This window comes from Massilia sp. CFBP 13721, from assembly GCF_014842025.1.
Classification (GTDB): domain Bacteria; phylum Pseudomonadota; class Gammaproteobacteria; order Burkholderiales; family Burkholderiaceae_D; genus Telluria.
This window is the reverse complement of record NZ_JACYUY010000001.1, coordinates 314,118-333,037: the sequence shown is the minus strand read 5'-3', so window position 1 is coordinate 333,037 and position 18,920 is coordinate 314,118. Positions and strand designations below refer to the sequence as shown.

Here is an 18,920-nt window from a genome sequence, read left to right as displayed (position 1 = left end):
AGGCGGCATGAGCGAGGAACGCGCGCCGCCGGGCCTGTTCGGCAAGCTGCCCAGCCACGGCGATTTCGTGATGCGCCGCCTGCCGCCCGACGTACGGCTGTGCTTTGACGACTGGATCCAGGCGGCGCTTGTGCGCAGCAGGGCCGACCTGGGCGAGACCTGGCTGTCCACTTGGCTGAGCAGTCCGCTGTGGCGCTTCGTGGCCGGCGCCGGCATCGTCGGCAGCGGGGCCGGCGCCTGGGCCGGCGTCATGATGCCCAGCCATGACCGGGTAGGGCGCTGCTTTCCGCTGCTGCTGGCGGCGCCTGTCGCTGGCCGGCCCTTGCTGGGCGATTGCCTGGCGCCGCACGGCGGCTGGTTCGCGCGCCTCGAAGACATGGCGCTGTCGGCGCTGGAGGAGGGGTTCTCGCTGGACGCATTCGATGCTGCGCTGGCGCAGGCGGGCGGCGCGGCCACGGCGGAAGGCATGGAGACGGATGCGGAGGCGGGCGCCGGGGCGGCCACGAGCGCGGCGCAGCCGGCGCCGCTCGGGGTGTTCGACGCCGCCGCGATGCCCGCGCTGGCCGCCAGCGCGGTCGATCGCGGGCAAAGCGCATGGTGGACCGACGGTTCGCCGCTGGTGGCGCCATGCCTGGCCGTGTGCAGCGGCTTGCCGGCCCCGGAAGGGTTTGCCGCGCTGCTGGACGGACGTTGGCTGCAACATGGCTGGACGCGGGGCCAGGCGGTTGACCCGGATCGCCGGGAATGACCGGCAGTACGCGCACCGGGGGGCGGACTGCGCTTTAAAAAAAAAGTAACTAACCAACAGATGAAAATCACAGAACAAAAAAACACGGCTGCCAACAACGCCGATACCGACAGACAATACTCACACAACGCCTCTCCAACCACAATAAGCCACCAGGATGGTGGGTCCGGAGCTGGTTCCAGAAGCCGGAGCGGCGGTCAGCACCCTCCGCCGATGAACGAAAAACTCATCGCATGGTTCCTGTTCTCCACGCACCTCAGGTAATAGCCGAGTACGTCACGGGTTAGCGTATCGATGCGCGGGTTGCGCGCCAGCACCCGCAACTCGGTGACCGCGAATACCTTGCGCCGCGCGAGGTCGTCGTTGTCGGCTGAGATCCCGGCACCGATGTAGAACGAGACGCGTCCCTCGGCCTGCGCGGCGAAGATGCCCGACAGGGCGCGCCAGATGATGAAGCCGTCGTCTTCCCAGGGGACGGCCTGGCAGGTTGCCTCGGTATAGCGCTGCAATGTGGCGTGCCCGGTTTCCGGCGCCGGGATGTTTGCCAGCACCTCGGGCAGCGTGGTGAGCCCGGGCAGCGCGCCGCGCTCCCTGAGCTCGGCAATCTCTTCCCAGGCATTGCGCATCATCTTGCCGGAATAGAGCAGGGTACCGTCCTTCGGCGCGCATATCTGCGCGCGCACCAGCGGCGCACGGCGCAAGAAGGAGAGGAACTGCCTGGTCTGCTCGTGCAAACGGCCCACTGGTCGGCTCATGCTCGTTCCTCCTCGGCTTGGTTACTCGGGCTTACTTGACCGTACTTGGCCGTGCTTGGCCTTACTCGGGCTTGCCCGGGCGCCGCCAGCCAGGAATGCTAACCCGGCCCGCACAGCGCCACCACCACGGTGATGTTATCGCGGCTCCCATACACCTTCGCCATCTCGATCAAACGTGCGCAGACCTGGTCGAGATTCGTCCCGGCCGCCAGCGCCAGCGCGGCTTCGATGTCGGCGTGCGGCACGCTGCCATGCAGGCCGTCGCTGCACAGCATCAGCACGTCGCCGGGCGTGACCGGGTGCGAGCGTACCTCGGCCGTGATCGCCGCCGACGGGCCCACCGCCTGCAACAGGAGATTGCGCGCCGGAAGCTGGTCGAGCATGCCCGCTTCGATGGCTTGCTGGTACAGGGTCTGGTCGCGCGTGAGCTGCTCGAGCACGCCCGCGCGCAGGCGGTAAAAACGGCTGTCGCCGACGTGGAACACGACCAGGGGAGCATCGTGCGCGCTGTGCCAGAATCCGGTCAGGGTGGTGCCCATGCCGCCGCCGTCTTCGCGGTTGCGTGCGCAATTTTGCGTGTACAGGCTGGCGTTGGCGTGGTTCACGGCCGCGTGCAGCAGGCGCACCGCGCCGGCGGCCGGATCCGACCAGGTGGCGTCCGGATCGGCATCCAGGCAGGCTTGTAGGTTGGCCACGGGCAGGCCGGGGGCGTGCAGGGCCAGGTAGTCGCGCAGTGCGGTAAGGACGCCGGCGCTGGCCACTTCACCGGCGTCGTGGCCGCCCATGCCGTCGGCCAGCATGGCCACGCCGAGCGCCTCGTCGATCATGAAGTTGTCTTCGTTGCTGCGGCGGACCGTGCCGATGTCGGTGGCGCCGAAGACCGCCATCGCGGGGAGGCGGTACACGCGCATGGGCGAAAGAGGGATCGTCGGCGACGTCATCGGGCAAGCTCCGTCATGGCCGGGCGCCCGCGTCCGCGAGGAAGCGCGTGCGTTCGCCGGGATTGTCGATATGGCTGGCCAGCAGCTGCAGGAAGGCGAGCTTGTCGCCGGCCTGCTTCATGGCGCGCCTGGCGACCACGCGCCCGATCGGGCCGATGATCTGCACCAGCTTGTGGGCCGTGGCCTCGGCATAGGCATCGTCGACACCCTCCGCCATGGCGGCTGCGCCCGCGGGCAGGGCGGTGCGCTCAGCCGGGTTCGTCACAGCGGACGCCGGTCCACGCAGCGCGCCGTTGCCGGTGCCGGTGCCAGTGCCCGCGGCATCGAGTTTCTTCGCGATCTGGACCAGCGCCTGCTCGAACTGGAGCCGCCCCAGGTCCGACGGGATGTGCGGCAGCAGCAGCTGCCCCAGTTCATCGAGTCCTTCGGCCTTGGCGGCCACTTTCTTGAGCAGGAACCTGGCCATCGGGCCGATCTGGCGCGCCAGGCTCGCTTCGACGTCGCCCAGCGCTTCGCGCTTCCATGGCGTCATGGTCGTGATGACGCTGCCCTCCATGGGGCTGGACAGGTCCGCGGACGCGTGCACCGGCGCCGGCAAGCCGGGCGCGAGCACGGTGCGGTCGTCGTCGGCCAGGGCGGTGGCATCCGGGTCCGGGCCGGCAACCTGCGCGGCGGCCTGCGCGGCGGCCAGCAGCGCTTCGTGGAAAGCACGTGCCGAGGCGTAGCGCGCCTGCGGCGGCCTGGCCAGGGCGCGCGCCAGCACTGCGTCGAAGCCGGCGCCCAGCGCCGGCGCCAGCCGCGATGGCGGCGGCGGATCGTCGTTGAGGATCTGCTGCATCACGGCCGAGGCCGAGCCGACGAAAGGGCGCACCCCGGTCAGCAGCTGGTACAGCACGATCGCCGCGGAAAAAACGTCCGAGCGGCCGTCGACCGGCTCGCCGCGGAACTGTTCGGGCGACATGTAGCTCGGCGTGCCGATCATCGATCCGGCCTGGGTAAGCGTGGAGGACTCGATGCGGGCGATGCCGAAGTCGCTGATCTTGAGCTGGCCATCGCGCGCGACCAGCAGATTGGCCGGCTTGACGTCGCGGTGCACCACCCCGCGCGCATGGGCGTACTCGAGTCCCGCCAGCAGGCCGCCCATCCAGGCCAGCACGCGCGCCATCGCGGTGGGACGGTCCGGTACCAGCAGGCTGTCGAGGCCCGTGCCTTCGACAAACTCCATCGCGATGTAGGCCGACTCGGCATCCTCGCCGTAGTCGTAGACGGTGACGATATTGGGGTCGGTCAGGCGCCCGGCGGCCTGCGCCTCGTTCTTGAAACGGCCGATGAGTTCCTGCTGCTCGTCCGCGCCGAACATCTCCTTGCGGATGGTCTTGAGCGCGACCACGCGTTCGATGCCCGGATCGAACGCCTTGTAGACGACGCCCATCGCGCCCTTGCCGAGGACGCCGTCGATGCGGTATTTGCCGAGCTGCGTGAGCATGCGCGCTCCTTCACTCTTCCAGCATCTTCATCGCCGACGCCAGGCTCGAACGCATGCGCGCGAACGAGCGCGCCAGCGTCGACAGCTCGTCATTGCCCTTGACGTCGAACTCCTCGTCGTTGAACTTGCCCAGGCTGACCTCGTCGGCCAGGCGCGACATGCGCGTAATACGGCGCGTGACGAACACGTGCACCATGACGTTGAGCGCGATGAACAGGAACACGAAGATCCCGAGCATCGACAGCATATAGGTATGCAGCATGGCGCCGGCGCGCGCCAGCGGCACGTCCATCGGCACCGACACCACCTGGGCGCCGACGATCTCCATGTGCTTCCAGCCGAAGCCGTTGTTGCGGCCGTAGATGTCGAGCATGGTCTTCGGTGCGGCATCGGGCACGCTGTGGCAGCGCAGGCAGGCTTCGTTTTTGATCTGCAGCGGCCGCGCCACGTACAGGGCCGGCCCGATCGAGGTGTTGCGTTCGCCCACCAGTTCGGCCAGCGCCGGCTTGGCGCGCAGGGTATGGATCAGGTCCGCTTCCCAGTCGGCGGCGCGGTCGCGCAGGTTGGTCGGGTTCAGCGTCGCTTCCTTGTACGAGAAGTCGGGATACTGCTTGAGCAGCTGGCCGAGCTGCTCGGTCGCGGCGAACGAGGGGATCGACTGCGGCAGGAATTCGTACTTCAGGCGCGTTTCCAGCAGCGGCACGATCTGCGCCGCCGTGTAGCTGCGCGCGGCCAGGGCCGACTGCATCAGCACGCGCGCGCTTTGCAGCGTCTCTTCCCGGGCGTTCTGCTGCAGCAGGTAGTTCGTCACCATGCTGGCGGCGCCGAAGCCGACCGCGAAGATCGACAGGAACACGATGTTGAATTTTGCAGCGATCGACAGTTTCATGGACTGGCCTTGTGCTCGAGCAGTGGAAGGACGCGCGGCGTCGGGCGCGTCGGGCGCGCCGGCCGTGGAGGATCGAAACGCGCGCGCAGCTGCCGGACCAGGGCCGGATGCGCGCTCACCCAGGGCGAGAGTTCGGCGAACGTCGCCGCCCGTTCGTGGCGCGGCGCGGCCGGTGCGCCGCCGACGGCGAGGGGCACCAGTTCGTCGCGAAAGCCGGACGGCATGGCGGCCAGGAAGGCGGCGGGCGGGCGGTCGGCCAGGCGCAGCGGCGCCGCCCCGGTGCGCATGGCAAAGTGTTCGTGCGCTACGCTGATACCGCGCTTGCGCTTGCCTGCGTCGAGTTCATGCACCAGCACCGCGCCCGACTCGGCAAACAGCGCACTGGCCGCAGGCGTGGCGCGCAGGGCCAGCGTGCTGCCGGCGCCTGCCAGCGCCAGGTGCGTGGTCGCGACCGTGACGGCCTGCCCGGCGCGCGCCTGTACTTTCAGCCAGCCATCGAGGAGGATGAACTCGTCGGTATTCCTGATCCATACACGCGAGGCGGGGCCGATGGCGACCGTGATCGCGCCGTTATCGAGCTGGATCGCACCGCTGCCCGATGCGAGCAAGTCGTTCTTGTGCAGGACGGCCCCGCGCCCTGCGCGGTACAGGCTGGTCGCCCGCACCAGCTGCGCCGCCCCTTCGGCGAAGGTGATCGTGAGGGCAGGTGCAGGTGCGGGCGCAGGTGAAGGCGCGGGCGTGGCCGGCGCGGCGCGCGGCGCCCCCCAGCACAGGACAGGCAACAGGAAAAGCCCAACGAGACGTCTCGACACAGTCGCTCCCATTGCTGCGCCACGGTGGGGGCCATGCTCGCCCCGCAGGGCGGCGCATTGGATGATCGATTATTTTATAGCAGGGAATCACGGCCTGGTGCTGTCATCGCCGCCTGTCTGCCGGACGCAACAATGTAGCCGTGCGCCCGGCCGCGGCGGCGGCTTACAGGGTAAGGTTCAGCGACATGACGGCGCCGTCGCGCACGTCGCGCAGCCGGCGCGCCGACTGGAAAATGCCGGCATCGCTGTCGGTTTTCACGGTCTGCGTGCGATAACCGACGGCCGCGACGGCGCCGCTGCCGCGTGCGGCATTGCTCCAGATCGGGTAGCTCAGTCCAAGCTCGCCGATGATGTAGCGGCCATTCGCCTTCACCGTCCCCAGTGCCGGATCGGCAAACCTCAGCCTGAAACGCGCGGGACCATAGCCGGCCTGGGCATAGAAGCTCAATTTGTCAACCACCACGAAGTTCCCGGTCGCCCCGAGCAGCAAGCCCCTGACCTTGGTCGTCAGCACGGGTGTGCGCCCCGGTTGGATACCCAGCGACGTGTCGCGCGTCTCGGTCGCATCCTTGTAGCCGAGGACGATGCCGACCCCGGGCACGATGCTGTAGCCAAGGTTGAGGTCGCTTTCGCGGCGCTTGAAATGGTCAAGGCGGGACGTGATCAGGGTCTGGCCGCCGGGGGTGAGTACGGGGCTGCTGCGGACGTTGAAATCGCCCGTGAAACGGCCATAGCTGGCTGACGCGAAGAATTTCCCGTAGCTGAGGCCGAGCAAGGGCATGACATCGGTGTGCTCGCTTCCCTCCACCGCATCGGCGACGTCGCCGACGGCCGGCGTGCCGTTGGCGCCGATGCCGGAATACGACGCCGGCACGTACGAGAGCCACGCTGCGTGCCAGACCTTGGCGCCGATCGTGAATTTTGCCGTCGGGGGAGATGTCTGGGCGTGACTCGTGGACAGGACGAATGTGCTCAGGACTAACGGAAAGACCAGCCGTGCGTTTCTTGCCCTCATATGGATCCCCTTGGAGTGAACAGCGTCAGAAAGTGGGTACGACCGTGGGTGATGGCGGTGCTGGTTTCTTCTCCGGTTCCTTGACGGAACGCGTCGCGATATCCTTGTGGGTGGCGTCGATGCTGGCCTGTTGCAGCGCCAGGGACTTGCGCATCGCGTCGACTTCGGCCTGCTTCTTCAACAGGCCGAGCCGCACCGCCTCGAGTTCGTTGAATTTGTCGGTCGAGGCCTTGATGTCGGCGCCCAGCTTGGCCAGCTCCTGTTCGCGCCGCGCCACTTCGGCCTGGCGCCGCTGGAGTTCTTCCTGTTTCGATTCGACGTTTTCGAGGCCCTGGCGCAGGGTATCGAGTTCGGCGCGCTTTTTCAGGAGCAGCGCCTGCTGGGCGTCGAGTTCGGCCTGCTTGGCCCGGGTCGCGCTGATGGTCGCTTCCAGGCGGTTCAGTTCGGCCGTCTTGGTCTTGAGCAGCGCGTCGGCGTCGGCCGCGGCGTTGGCTGCGGCCGCGGCGGCCACGGCGCTGTCGGCGCAGCCGGCCAGGCAAAACCTGTCGGTGAAGGAGATCGTGATCTGCGGATCCTGCTGGCGCTGGAAGCGGCCGGCGTCGGCACGCGTGCCGCTGCTGACCGCCTTGAGCGTGTCTTCGATCGACTGGCGCGGCGTGCCGATGTGGTGCAGCAGGTTCTTGGTGAACGTCCCGTTGCGGCCATCGCCATCGAGCGAGAGCTGGCCGGCGCCGGTCGACATGGCGACGATGCTGTTGCGCGGGGCGTACAACTGGGAGGCAAGGCCCATCATCGGTACGTAGCCCCGCACCGGGTCGGTGAGCGGGTCGTTGCGGCAGGCGTCGAGGAAGAAGATGTTCAAGGCCGCCTGGCGCGCCTCCAGTTCGCTCATCAGGTAATTGATCTGGACGCTCTCGTCTTCGATGTCGCTTTTCACGCGGAACGCGGCCCTGGTGGGAATCAGGTAGTTGACGCCGTCGACCTGCAGGCCGTGGCCCGCGAAGTAGAACAGGGCGACGCTGCGCGGGGTGATTTTCCCGGTGAATTCGAAGATCGCGTCCTTGAACTCGCGCTTGGTGGCGAGATCGAGCTTGCAGATGACCTCGAACCCGAGCCTGGTAAGCGCCGCGCACATGTCGCTGGCGTCGTTACCCGGGTTCTTCAGCGGCAATGCGTTGACATAGTGGGTGTTGCCGATGACGAGGGCGACTTTCGATTCGGGTTCGAGCGGGCGGATACCTTCGTTCGCGGCAATGGCCGCTGGCGGGAGGAATGCGAACAGGCCGAGAAGAACGAGCAGAAACCAGGCGCGTGGATGCATGATCTTCCCGTAGTGACCAGAGGTGAACTAGCGAAGCGAGCAGGGTGAACCTTGGTACTGAAATTAGCATGACTGCATGGGCGCCGCAAGACAAAGTTAAAAATTTGCTCATGCTTTCCTGGCATCATGCAGACCCTGTCACGGCGGCATGCCCCGGGTGCTGCGCGATACGTTATCCTGTCGCCTGTTTTGGTATTCAGGCAGTCAGAATGGAAAGTATTCGCAGCGTGCAGTCATGGTAGAGAAGGATGGTTCGACCCCGCGGCGCCTGCCGCCGCGCCTGTCGCCGGAGGAGGCGCTGGCCAGGAAGGCTGTGCGCGAACGGCGCGACGCCGAGATGCGCGGTGTCGCCTCGATCGACGCCATGCGCGCCGCAATCAGGCAGGCCGCGCGCGCCCTTCCGCACATCGCGACGGTGCCGCGCCTCGGCAAGCTCGACGCCGCGGCCTTCCGCGCACGGGCCGCCGCAGGGCTGCCGTTCCTGGTTCCGGGCCTGGCGGCGCGCTGGCCGCTGGCAAGCCTCACCCCACAAACCCTGCGCGAACGCTTCAGCACGATTCCCGTGCGCGCCCGCGTCGGCGACTACGTGGGCACCGCCTTCGCGCCCGACCGCGCGATGCGCGACATGTCGATGCTGGATTACCTCGACCTGGCGGCCAGTGGCGCCGCAGGCCTGCCGCCCTACCTGGGCAACCTCGAGCTGCGCGAACTGAACCGCTTCTGCCACTGGCCCGCCTGGTTCGACAAGCCCGGCCCGCCGCGCTTTTGGCTCGGACCGGCGGGCACCGTCACGCCGCTGCATGCCGATTACGACGACAACATCTTCGTGCAGCTGTGGGGTTCGAAACGGATCTTCCTGGCGCCGCCGCACCACGACGAATTCCTGTATCCGGTCGAAGCAAACGCGCTGCTGTTCGGCTCACCCTTCGATCCGGAAGCGCCCGACTACGCGCGTTTTCCGCTGGCGCGCCAGGCGGCGCTGCTGGAACTCGTGGTCGAACCGGGCGACTTGCTGTACGTGCCGGCCGGGTGGTATCACCAGGTGCGCGCGCTGGGTTTTTCGCTGTCGACGAACCGCTGGTCGCGTGCGATGCCGGCGGTGCTGCAGCCGGCGCCGTGATGCCTGCGGCCGGGCGCCAGGCAGGGACGACTTCAGGCGCCGGCCGGGCGCGCACTCTCGGTGGCGTCGCGGCTCGCCTTGGCTTGCAGGCGGTCCATGATCTCGCTCAGGGCGCCCGACAGGCGCAGGAAGTCCTTGCGCAGGTTCGCCAGTTCGTTTGGATCGATCCTGCCGTCGGCGAGCGACAGGTGGATGTCGTTCGAAAACTGGCCCAGCTCGCGCATCATGCTGGTGTATTGCGCCAGCAGTTCATGGTCGGAGGCGCCGTCCGCGCGCGGGTAATGCAGGAATTCGCCGCCAAATTCCTGGCAGATGGCGCGAATCAGGACGTGGTCGTCGGTCGCATGCGCCATGTGCAGCGCTTCGGCCAGGGTCAGGTGATGGCGCTTGTCTTCCTTCTCCGCGGCGACCTTGTTGCGCAGGACGCCCTCGGTCAATCCGAGCCGTCCCGCAAGGAAGGCCCACTTCTTGTCTTCGCCCTTGAGGCCGACGGTGTCTTCGATGGCTGCCTGCACGTTGGCAGGCAGCTTCGGCTTGCCCGATAAAGTCATTGCGTGATTTCCCGATGGTGTGAACGCCCGGCGCCCGGGCATTGCGGCGCGCACCTGATTACGGTGTGCGCCGCAAGCACCGCACAATAGCAAGGAATTTTCCTGGATGCAACAACTGAAAGGCGCCGGGCAGCGCTTACCGTGTCGGTTTCAACGGCTGCGTTGCGCAGGATGGGGTCGCGGCGCCGACGCGGGCACCGAGCGCTGTTTCAACAGCCGCCTGACGTCGCCCGCGAAATTTTTCGCCGCATGCCGGCAACTGGGCGACACCGGTACCGTCACGAAGCGCTTGCCGCAGGGCGTGCGCAGTCGTCCGTGCTTGCCGCCGTGCGAAAAAGACCACCCCTGCCTGACCAGCAGCCGCACGATCCGGTCCAGGTCCTTGCTGGAAGAGTACTTCATGCGGCGTCTCCCCGCTCCGCGAGCGCGGCGAGCCGGCGCACGACCGCATCGACGACGCGCGAAGGCGATGCCAGGCCCGGATAGTCGAACCAGGTTCCGGCCACGGGCAGCGACGACCTGGTACGGTAGCCCTCCCGTAACTGCCTGTCCGCGACCGGCGACAGCGTCTCCTCGTCGGATGGCGTGGACCCACGCCGGCGCAGGCGCTCGCGGCGCATCGCCAGCGGCGCGTGCAGGCAGACGGTCAGGGTCGCATGGACCAGCGCCGACGCGGCATCGTCCAGCGCCAGCCGGCTGCCGCGGAAACACGCATACACCTGGGTCGAGAGAAAGTAGCGGTCCATGACGACCGGGATGCCCTGGTCCAGCAAGCCCCGTACCTCGGCCGATGCCGCGAACACCGTCGACAGGTAGAACAGCTGGGCGGCCTCCTGGCTGCCGCTGAAACTGTCGAGCACCTTCTGGCGCAGTTGGCGCAGCTCCGGAGCCGGTGTCGTCATGTAGCGCGCACCGATCCGCTGCGCCAGCGCCTGCGCGCAGGTGCTCTTGCCGGTGCCGTCCAGGCCTTCGAAGACCACGAACACGGCAGGTTGCGTCGCGCCGCTCATGCCGCCTCCCCGGCCAGGCCAGGCTGCCAGCGCGCCGGATCGAGGCCGACCGCATCGGCCAGCGCCAGCAGTGCCTGCAAGGGCGGGTGCGCGCCTTCGGTCTCGCGCAGTGCCTGCGAGATGGCGTTCATCTTCTGCCACTCCGCACGCGTGAAGGTGTTCGATGCGACCACTTGCGGCATGGTGGCGCCTTCGACGACCAGGCCCCAGCGCGCGCGCTCGAGGTCCATTTTCGTGCCGCGCAGCAGGAGCAGGGGAAAGGCCTTGATGACCGGGACCCGGCGTTCGAGGCACCAGCCGACCGAAGCGATGAATGCGTCGAGCGTCTGTTCCGGTAGCCCGAAAATGAGGGAGACTTCATGGTCGATTTCCAGGGCGCGCACGTGCGCCAGGGCCGCGTCCACCTTGTCGAGGCTGTTTATCCGCTCGATCGCCCGTTGTTCGTTCTTGTGGATGGTTTGCAGGCCGAACTCGAGGCAGACATCCAGGCGGCGCGCCACCGCGAGGAAGGCGGCATCGACCAGTTCGGCGCGGCATTGCAGCGAGATCCGTCCCCGGTAGCCGTTCGCCGCGAAGCGCTCCAGCACACGCACTGCGTGGCCCTCGTCTTCATTGGTATTGAAGACCGGATCGAGCACCGCCAGTTCGCGCACGCCGGCCCGGCAAATCAGGTCGATCTCGTCGAACAGGCGTGTGGCGGGAAAGGTTTCGCGTGGCGCCTGGGCGTCCTTCTGGCGGTGCTGGCAAAAACTGCACTTAAACTGGCAGCCGCGCCGGGTCTCCCAGCGCAGGAAGTCCTGCTGCGCCGGGCCGATCAGGCGCTCGATCAGCGGCGACGGCAAGCCTTCCAGCGGGGCGCTGGCCTGCTCGTTGCGGTCCAGCGTGCCGGCGTAATGCACGCCGCGGATCGCGGTCCGTCCAGCGCTGCGCACCGCTTCGAGCAGGGCTGTTTCGGCGTGGCCGCGGATGAACAGGTCGGCGTCCGGGTACAGGCGTTCGAGGCCCGTGTCGACATACGACACCTGCGGGCCGCCAAGGATGATGCGGCCCGCGAAGCCCGCAAAGCGCAGCAGCGGCAGCAGTTCCTGCACGATGCCCTCGTTCCAGACGTAGGCGCCGACGGCGATATCGATCCGGTCGTCGTCCAGGCCCGCGGCTTCGGCGAGGATGCGCCGGGCGATCGCGGCGACGGGTATCTGCTCGTTCACCGCCAGCACCACCGAGCGTGCCTCGATGGCCGGATCGGAGCGAAGCGTGGCCAGTAGCGAGGCATGGCCCAGCGGTACGCGCGGATCCTTGTCGCGGGTCCAGTACAGGTCGACGAGAACGATGCGGCGCCGGATGGCGGCGCCGGCGGCGCCGGTGGCTGCGGGGGTGGTACGGAGCCGGGGCCGTGCCCAGGTAATGAGGTGAGTTTGCACGCGATGCTTTCTGGTGGTCGCTGAATGCGCTTCAGCGGCGGCCGGCATCACATCGAGCCGGCACCAGAATGATCGGATTTATAAAATTATTTGTCGTCGTGCAACTTATCGTGTTTTTTACACTCGCCCAGACAGGCGTGTCCGCCGGCCTGCGAACCTCAGCGGTTATCGTCGCGCTCGTCGACTTCGCGCTGGCTGCTCGCCTGTTCCGGCACGCGCGCATGCGGCAGGTGCCAGTCGTACCTCACAGCCAGCATGCGCAGGCCGAAGCACAGGAGCGCGCCGGCCACCGCGGTGGCGGTGGTCGGCAGTTGCAGGGCGTCGCCGATCACGACCACGGCGGCGCCGGCGAGGGCGGCGACGGCGTAGATGTCCGACCTGAACACGGCCGGCACGTTCGACAGCAGCACGTCGCGCGCGATGCCGCCGCCGATCCCCGTCAGCATGCCGAGCAGGGCCGCCATCACCGGTTCGAGCCCGTACACCAGCGCCTTTTGCGCGCCGGCGACACAGAACAGCGCCAGGCCGACGGCGTCGAAGAACAGCACCGGCGAGCGCAGGCGGTTGATCAGCGGGTACCAGAAGAAGATGACGACGCCGGCCAGCAGCGAGACGGCCAGGTAGCGCCAGTCGCTGATCGCGGCCGGCGGCGCGGCGCCGATCAGGAGGTCGCGCACGATGCCGCCCGAGTTGGCGGCGACGAACGACAGCACCAGCACCCCGAAGATGTCGAGACGGCGGCGCGCGCCGGCGGTGGCGCCGGACAGGGCGAAGACGAAGGTGCCGACCAGGTCGAGCGTGAGCACGAGGGTCTTCATGGCGGCGCCCATGTCGAGCGAGAGAACATCGAACACTGTTACGACCTTTGCTGTGGGATTGCGGCGGAACCCGCAATGATAACGCGTCCGTACAGGGGTTGAGAAGCGCGTAAAAAAAAGCCCCTGCGAACAGGGGCCTCGATTTTGCGGGATGGCTTTGCCTGCGCGGTCATTCCGTCGCGTCTCGAAATGCTTGCGCGGTACCGGTTTTGTAGGGTGGGCACTTGTGCCCACGCGGTTGTACCGTGGCGTTTCGAGATGGATGCGTTGTACCGCGTGGGCTCGAGAGCCCACCCTACAACTGCTTACTCATCCAGCGTAATCGCCTTCAGCCCGAGCGCTTCGCTGCTGGCGCGGCGCACGCGGTTGGCCAGCGCCGGGTCGCTGTTGAGCTTCAAGCCATACGAAGGGATCATCTCCTTCATTTTCGCCTGCCAGGCCGGGGTCTCGAGCTGGCCCTTGAACGCGGACTGCTTGAGCACCTTGAGCATGATCGGCGCGGCGGTCGAGGCGCCCGGCGAGGCGCCCAGCAGGGCGACGATGCTGCCGTCGGCGGCGCCGACGACTTCGGTACCGAACTGCAGCAGGCCGCCCTTCGGCGAGTCCTTGACGATCTGCACGCGCTGGCCGGCGGTGGCCAGGGTCCAGTCTTCGAGCCTGGCGTTCGGCATGTATTCCTTCAGCGTCGCCAGGCGGTCTTCGGGATTGAGCATTACCTGCTCGACCAGGTACTTCGTCAGCGGGATGTTGTCGTAGCCCGCCTGCATCATCGGACGCAGGTTGTCGCTGCCCATCGAGGCCGGCAGGTCGATCCACGAACCGTTCTTCAGGAACTTGGTCGAGAAGGTCGCGAACGGCCCGAACAGCAGGGTCTTCTTGCCGTCGATGATGCGGGTGTCGAGGTGCGGCACCGACATCGGCGGCGAACCGACCGAGGCCTTGCCGTAGACTTTCGCGTGGTGCTGGTTGACCAGCGCGGGATTGTTCGTCACCAGGAACTGGCCGCCAACCGGCACGCCGCCGAAGCCCTTGGCTTCCGGGATGCCCGACTTCTCGAGCAGCGGCAACGCGCCGCCGCCGGCGCCGACGAACACGAACTTCGCGCGCACGGTCGACAGCTTGTCGCTCGCGAGATCTTTCACGGTGACGAGCCAGGTGCCGTCGTTGCCGCGCTTGATGTCGCGTACCTCGCTGCGCAGGTGCAGCCCCATGTGCTTGTTCTCGGTCAGGTTCCTGACCATGGTGCGGGTCAGGGTGCCGTAGTTGACGTCGGTACCGATTTCCATGCGGGTGGCGGCGACTTTCTGGTTCTGGTCGCGGCCGTTCATGACGAGCGGCGCCCACTTGGCGATCTGCGCGTGGTCTTCGCTGTAGAGCATGCCCTTGAACAGGTTTTCCTTCTGCAGGGCGGCGTAGCGCTTGCGCAGGAAGTTGATGTTGTCGTCGCCCCACACGAAGCTCATGTGCGGCACGTTGTTGATGAAGGTCCGCGCATCGGGAATGGCGCCCTGCCTGACCTGGTAGGCCCAGAACTGTTTCGAGACCTCAAACTGTTCGTTGATGTCGACCGCCTTTTTCGTCTCGATGCTGCCGTCGGGCAGGTCGGGCGTGTAGTTGAGTTCCATGAACGCCGAGTGGCCGGTGCCGGCGTTGTTCATCGCGTCGGAACTTTCGGCGGCGACCGCATCGAGGCGCTCGAACATCTCGACCTTCAGGTCGGGCTGCAGTTCGGTGAGCATGGTGCCGAGGGTGGCGCTCATCACGCCGGCCCCGATCAGGACCACGTCGACCGGCTTGTCATTCGATGCGGGCGGCGCCTTGTCGCAGGCGGCGATGAGCGAACAGGAGAGTACAACGGGTAGCAATTTACGCATGGGATATTTCCGAATCTTGGACTGGGACGACAAATGCACTGAAAAACAGGAACACGCGGCTGGATTCTGATGGCCAGCTTGGCTGAGCTCGGAGGTAGTCGAAGTCTCGTCGACACGGCTCGTGACGCCCGGCGGTGCGAATTCGCCCGGCGCGGCAACGGTGTAATCCGGTTACATCCGTATATTTTACTACTGAATCTTTCAGGGATGTATTATTGCCTCGAAACAGCCGGTTCAGGCTGACGGGGAGCGTGCCGGGAATACGGGCGAGCGATGACGCGCCAGCGCCCTGCGTAGCGCGCAGCGGGGAGGACAAACGATCGGAAGGGGGGGGGCAGGAAGGTCGACAGGGCGCGGCGGCCCTGTCGGGTACAAGAGCGGGCTGAGGGTCAGCCCGCCCCGGGCATCAGGCGCGTGGTGCCTGCGCGCGGCGGCGCAGAGCGGACGCCCCGGCCAGGCCGATCGCGAACAGCGCCAGGCTGGCCGGCTCCGGCACTTCGCCAGGGGTGCCTGGATCGACCGGACCCGTCGGCGTTTCGATGCCGATCACCAGCGGGGTGGCGGTGACGGCAATCTCGCCGAAGGCGCTGTCGAAGAAAATCAGGTCCGAGAACGACACGGCAGCGTTGCCGGTGCCGGTGGTCTGGAACATGATGCTGGCCAGGCTGCCGCTGCCCGACGCGCCTGCGCTGTCGCCGTACAGGGAGCTGAGAATCAGCGAGATGGTGCCCGCGGTGTTGTCGATGTCGCCGGCATACCAGCTGGTCGAGCCGACGGTGCCCAGGAAGCTGCCTTCGGTGACGCCGGTCGCCTGCAGCAGGCTGGCGTTGTAGTTCAGCGTGAACTGATAGGCATACAGGTCGACGATATCGGTGATGCTGACGTTGACGTTGACGGACGAACCCGGCGTGGTCGGGTTCGGCGTGGTGGTGGCGCTCAGGGTTGGGACGGCCCAGGCTTGCGAGGTAGCGGCCAGCAGTGCGGCGGCCAGGAAGTTTTTCCACTTGGTCATTACTTAATCCTTGAAAATCGGGTGTTCGGTTCGAATGCCGGCCGGATGAACAACTCCGGCCGGCCGGGTTTCACTATCGCCCGCGAGGGCGCTGCATCAGTTGCAAGCCGAATCTTTCGGCAGGCGCTGCGTCACGAAGACGACGTCGCGCAGGTCGACCACGCCGTCGCCAGTGAGGTCGGCACGCGGATCGAAGCCTGGCTGGCCGACGCGCTTGTTCAGCGACGCCTTGACGATCGACAGGTCGGCGCAGTTGAGCGCGCCGTCGCCGTTCACGTCGCCGCGCAGGCCGAGCGTGAAGTTGGCGTTCGAGACGTCGAAGAAGACGTTGCCGATGGCTTCGACCTTGATGCGCGCCGCCTGGGTGGCGATGGCCGGCATCCGGACGCTGGCGCTGCCGTTGTTCGGCACCGACTCGGCCAGCACGTACGGGAAGGTCTGGCCGCCGTCGCTCGACAGGGTGATGCGCACGTTGGCCGTGTTGACCGGCGCCGCATTGGTGTTGGCCACGCTCCAGGTCACGGTCTGGTTGGTGCCCGCATCGACGGTCGCCGCCGTGTTCTGCGACGTCACCAGGAACGGACCGGCGCCTTGCGCCAGCACCAGGCTCGTGGTGGCGCTGTTGACGCCACCGCGGCCGTCACGCGCCGTCAGCTTGAAGTTCAGCGACACCGGCGAGGCGTTCACGCCGGCAAAGCCGACGTAGGCCGGGGTTGGCAGGAACTCCGAGAAGCAGTCGATCTGGGCGGCGGTGATCGGGTTGGAGGCAACCGGGCAGGCGCCGGTCTCGGCATTGGTGTTGTTCGCCAGGATCTGCGCCATGTCGGGGAACACACGGGTCGGATCGGCCGTCGTGTGGTTCTGGCCCGGCGAGTTGTACTCGAGCGCCTGCGCGGTCGAGACGATGGCGCGGGTGCCGAACTGGCGGAACAGCGGACCATTGGTCTTGACGTTGTTGGTCAGCGAGGTGCCGGTGGCGGCGCCGCGATCGGTCTGTTCCCACATGTAGGTGAGCGCGTCGCCGTCGCCGTCGGTCGCGCTGCCGGTCAGGGCGAACGGCGTGCGCACCGGGATCGTGTAGGTCGTCGGGACGGTCACGACCGGCGCCGTGTTGCCGAGGTTGGAGACCGCGCCGCGGCGCGTGGTCGGGCCGCCGGCGGTGATTTCGCCGAAGTAGCCGCTGCAGCCGGTGGTGCAGTTCGTCAGCTGCAGCATCGGGACATTGACGCCCGCCAGCGTGCCGCCGAAGGTCACCGTGAAAGCGGTATCGCCGACCGTACTGGCAGTTACCGTGGCGCCCGCCGGCCAACCTGCGATGCCTTCGATCGCTGCCTTGATGCCGGCGACGGTGAAGTTGGTGCCGCGGATGATCGGGACCGACAGGTTGCCGTTGTAGCTGACCTGGAACTGCTGTCCATTGGTGGCGAAGCCGGTCAGCGCCGCCATCTGGATTTCGCTCAGGGTCGATTCGGCGCTCGAGGTCAGGGCGACGATCTCTTCGAAGCTGCGCTGCGACCAGTATGGATCGCTGTGGTTCTGCAGGTTGTCGGTGCTGCAGATGCCGGCGTAGGCCATGATCGACGAGCCGCTGCCCGGTTCGACCGAGGTGCCCGGATTTCGATTGGTGCCGCTGCAGCTGCCGAGCGTGCCGTTGAAGGTGTGGTTGCCCGAGAACTGGTGGCCCAGTTCGTGCGCGACGTAGTCGACGGCGAAGAAGTCGCCGGTCGGCTCAGGCAGGCCGGTGCAACCCTGCGCCTTGCTGGTGCCGCCGACGACGCCCAGGCTGGCGATGCCGCCGCCGTCCACGCCGAGGGCGATGTGGCCGACGTCGAAGTTGCTGGCGCCTGCCAGCAGGCCGGCGACGATGCGGTTGCGCGACAGCGTGCTGCTGCCGCAGGTCGATGCCTGGGTCGCGGTGTAGCAGGCGGAACCGCCGCAAGGGCCATTGGCGCCGGTCATTTGAGCCGGGGTGTTCAGGTTCAGCGCGTCGGTGCCGTCGATCAGCACCAGACGGATCGCGGTTTCGTCTTCATAGACTTGCGTGACGCGGTTGATCAGCGTGGTCTTGGCAGCGGTGACGTTGGCCGCGCCGAAATAGTTGGCGTAGGAAGGGTCGGTGACCAGCGCCAGGCGGTAGGTACGCAGGATGGTGCCGGTGGCGACGTCCGCGACCATGGTGGCGTCCATCACCTGGAACGGCGCCGAGGTGGTCTGGGCGCCGGACGTGGCGATCAGCTCGTAAGAGCCGATGCGTGCCGCGCCTGCCGGCAGCTTGACGGTGATCGCGCCATTCTTGTCAGCGGTGGCGCTGGCGTTGGCGACGACCAGTGCTTCGTCCTGGCCGCGCACGCTGACGCTGACGCTGGCGCCAGGCGCGAAGCCCGCGCCGCGCACCTCGACCGTGTCGCCTTCCTTGTAGAACGAGCGCGACAGGCTCAGTTGCGCTTCATGCAGGTCGCCCTCGACCAGCGGGCCGCGCTTGTTGATCAGGTCGGCGCGGGTATAGCTGACGTAGACGCTGGTGTCGTTGCGATAGTAAGGGTCGACATAATAGCCGCCGTTCGGCGAGCGCACCGAGGCGTGCAGGCCGAGCGGGGTGATGTCCATGCGCAGCGTGGCGTTCGGATCATCGATGCCCTGGCCGCGGTAGGTCTTGATTTCGGGATGCTTGGCGGCTAGGCCCGGTTCCATGATCGACGATTCGACCAGCGTGAAGCGCTGGTAGCCGCCGTCCGGATGCGGCAGCGAAACCGTCAGCGGGCTGGCGATGGCGCGGCCGGCGCTTTCGGAAGGCGCACCGGCGGTCAGCGACTGCATGCCGCCCAGGTCGAGGGTGGCGGCGCGTACGCGCTTGAGTTGCAGGGCGGGGACCTTGCCGACGGTGGCGTTCTGGCTACCCATCAGCGCCTTGTTGCCGGCGGCTTCGGCCGGTGCGGCGGCGTCCTGCCAGAACGACGCGGCGCGTTGCACCGACGCTGCCGGGCCTTCGGCCACGGCGGCCTGGGCAAGTGGCGCCCCGGCCGAGAAGGCGAGGACAATGCAGAGGGCCAGCAAGCTCGGCTTGCCGGGGGAAGTGCGCTGTTGCAGCCTGCCGTTGACCGGCGGGGTTGAGGCTTTCTTGCTCATGCAATGTCCTTTCGCGACTAT

General features: G+C 67.1%; 17 protein-coding genes. 2 read left to right on the top strand and 15 right to left on the bottom strand.

Annotation, left to right across the window (positions count from 1 at the left end; genetic code table 11):
• The first annotated feature begins 7 nt into the window (after positions 1 to 7).
• Entirely contained in the window at positions 8 to 748 is a 741-nt protein-coding gene (gene tagF / locus IFT60_RS01365; protein WP_192048655.1) for a type VI secretion system-associated protein TagF, read from the top strand.
• Positions 749 to 945: 197 nt separating this feature from the next.
• Here tagF and IFT60_RS01360 read toward each other — a convergent pair whose 3' ends face one another.
• From IFT60_RS01360 to IFT60_RS01330, 7 genes are all read right to left on the bottom strand, one after another.
• On the bottom strand, positions 946 to 1,503 hold the full coding sequence (locus IFT60_RS01360) for a hypothetical protein (RefSeq protein ID WP_192048652.1): 558 nt from the start codon (positions 1,501 to 1,503) through the stop codon (positions 946 to 948).
• Between the two features lie 98 nt (positions 1,504 to 1,601).
• Positions 1,602 to 2,444, bottom strand: coding sequence for a PP2C family protein-serine/threonine phosphatase (locus IFT60_RS01355; protein WP_192048650.1), 843 nt, complete (start codon positions 2,442 to 2,444; stop codon positions 1,602 to 1,604).
• A gap of 13 nt (positions 2,445 to 2,457) precedes the next feature.
• The gene (locus IFT60_RS01350) at positions 2,458 to 3,930 is read right to left on the bottom strand and encodes a serine/threonine-protein kinase (protein ID WP_192048647.1); all 1,473 of its coding nucleotides are present in this window, start codon (positions 3,928 to 3,930) and stop codon (positions 2,458 to 2,460) included.
• 10 nt (positions 3,931 to 3,940) lie between these two features.
• Positions 3,941 to 4,819, bottom strand: a complete 879-nt coding sequence (locus IFT60_RS01345; RefSeq protein ID WP_192048644.1) for a Tll0287-like domain-containing protein — start codon at positions 4,817 to 4,819, stop codon at positions 3,941 to 3,943.
• Positions 4,816 to 5,631, bottom strand: coding sequence for a hypothetical protein (locus IFT60_RS01340; RefSeq protein WP_192048640.1), 816 nt, complete (start codon positions 5,629 to 5,631; stop codon positions 4,816 to 4,818). The genes IFT60_RS01345 and IFT60_RS01340 overlap by 4 nt, the downstream gene beginning before the upstream one ends.
• A gap of 163 nt (positions 5,632 to 5,794) precedes the next feature.
• Positions 5,795 to 6,646 (bottom strand): hypothetical protein, encoded by an 852-nt coding sequence (locus IFT60_RS01335; protein WP_192048638.1) that lies wholly within the window; start codon positions 6,644 to 6,646, stop codon positions 5,795 to 5,797.
• Between the two features lie 25 nt (positions 6,647 to 6,671).
• A complete protein-coding gene (locus tag IFT60_RS01330) occupies positions 6,672 to 7,967 on the bottom strand; it encodes a caspase family protein (protein ID WP_192048636.1) in 1,296 nt (431 codons plus the stop codon).
• A 235-nt stretch (positions 7,968 to 8,202) separates the two neighbouring features.
• On the opposite strand from IFT60_RS01330, the gene IFT60_RS01325 reads away from it, so the two are divergent.
• The gene (locus IFT60_RS01325) at positions 8,203 to 9,087 is read left to right on the top strand and encodes a cupin-like domain-containing protein (RefSeq protein ID WP_192048634.1); all 885 of its coding nucleotides are present in this window, start codon (positions 8,203 to 8,205) and stop codon (positions 9,085 to 9,087) included.
• Positions 9,088 to 9,119: 32 nt separating this feature from the next.
• Here IFT60_RS01325 and IFT60_RS01320 read toward each other — a convergent pair whose 3' ends face one another.
• The 8 genes from IFT60_RS01320 to IFT60_RS01285 form a co-directional block, all read right to left on the bottom strand.
• Positions 9,120 to 9,638, bottom strand: a complete 519-nt coding sequence (locus IFT60_RS01320; RefSeq protein WP_192048632.1) for a phage regulatory CII family protein — start codon at positions 9,636 to 9,638, stop codon at positions 9,120 to 9,122.
• A gap of 150 nt (positions 9,639 to 9,788) precedes the next feature.
• Positions 9,789 to 10,040, bottom strand: a complete 252-nt coding sequence (locus IFT60_RS01315; RefSeq protein ID WP_192048630.1) for a type II toxin-antitoxin system HicA family toxin — start codon at positions 10,038 to 10,040, stop codon at positions 9,789 to 9,791.
• Positions 10,037 to 10,648 carry an AAA family ATPase gene (locus IFT60_RS01310; protein WP_192048628.1) on the bottom strand — a complete coding sequence of 204 codons (612 nt, stop codon included), beginning with the start codon at positions 10,646 to 10,648 and terminating at the stop codon, positions 10,037 to 10,039. Before IFT60_RS01310 ends, IFT60_RS01315 begins: the two co-directional genes overlap by 4 nt.
• A complete protein-coding gene (locus tag IFT60_RS01305; protein WP_192048626.1) occupies positions 10,645 to 12,069 on the bottom strand; it encodes a B12-binding domain-containing radical SAM protein in 1,425 nt (474 codons plus the stop codon). The genes IFT60_RS01310 and IFT60_RS01305 overlap by 4 nt, the downstream gene beginning before the upstream one ends.
• A 158-nt stretch (positions 12,070 to 12,227) precedes the next feature.
• Positions 12,228 to 12,923 carry a trimeric intracellular cation channel family protein gene (locus IFT60_RS01300; protein ID WP_374000146.1) on the bottom strand — a complete coding sequence of 232 codons (696 nt, stop codon included), beginning with the start codon at positions 12,921 to 12,923 and terminating at the stop codon, positions 12,228 to 12,230.
• Between the two features lie 269 nt (positions 12,924 to 13,192).
• Positions 13,193 to 14,761 (bottom strand): malate dehydrogenase (quinone), encoded by a 1,569-nt coding sequence (gene mqo, locus IFT60_RS01295; protein ID WP_192048624.1) that lies wholly within the window; start codon positions 14,759 to 14,761, stop codon positions 13,193 to 13,195.
• 406 nt (positions 14,762 to 15,167) lie between these two features.
• Positions 15,168 to 15,773 carry a cohesin domain-containing protein gene (locus tag IFT60_RS26275; protein WP_197986186.1) on the bottom strand — a complete coding sequence of 202 codons (606 nt, stop codon included), beginning with the start codon at positions 15,771 to 15,773 and terminating at the stop codon, positions 15,168 to 15,170.
• A gap of 96 nt (positions 15,774 to 15,869) precedes the next feature.
• Complete coding sequence (locus IFT60_RS01285) at positions 15,870 to 18,899, bottom strand: reprolysin-like metallopeptidase (RefSeq protein WP_192048621.1); 3,030 nt, start codon at positions 18,897 to 18,899, stop codon at positions 15,870 to 15,872.
• Positions 18,900 to 18,920: the final 21 nt, after the last annotated feature.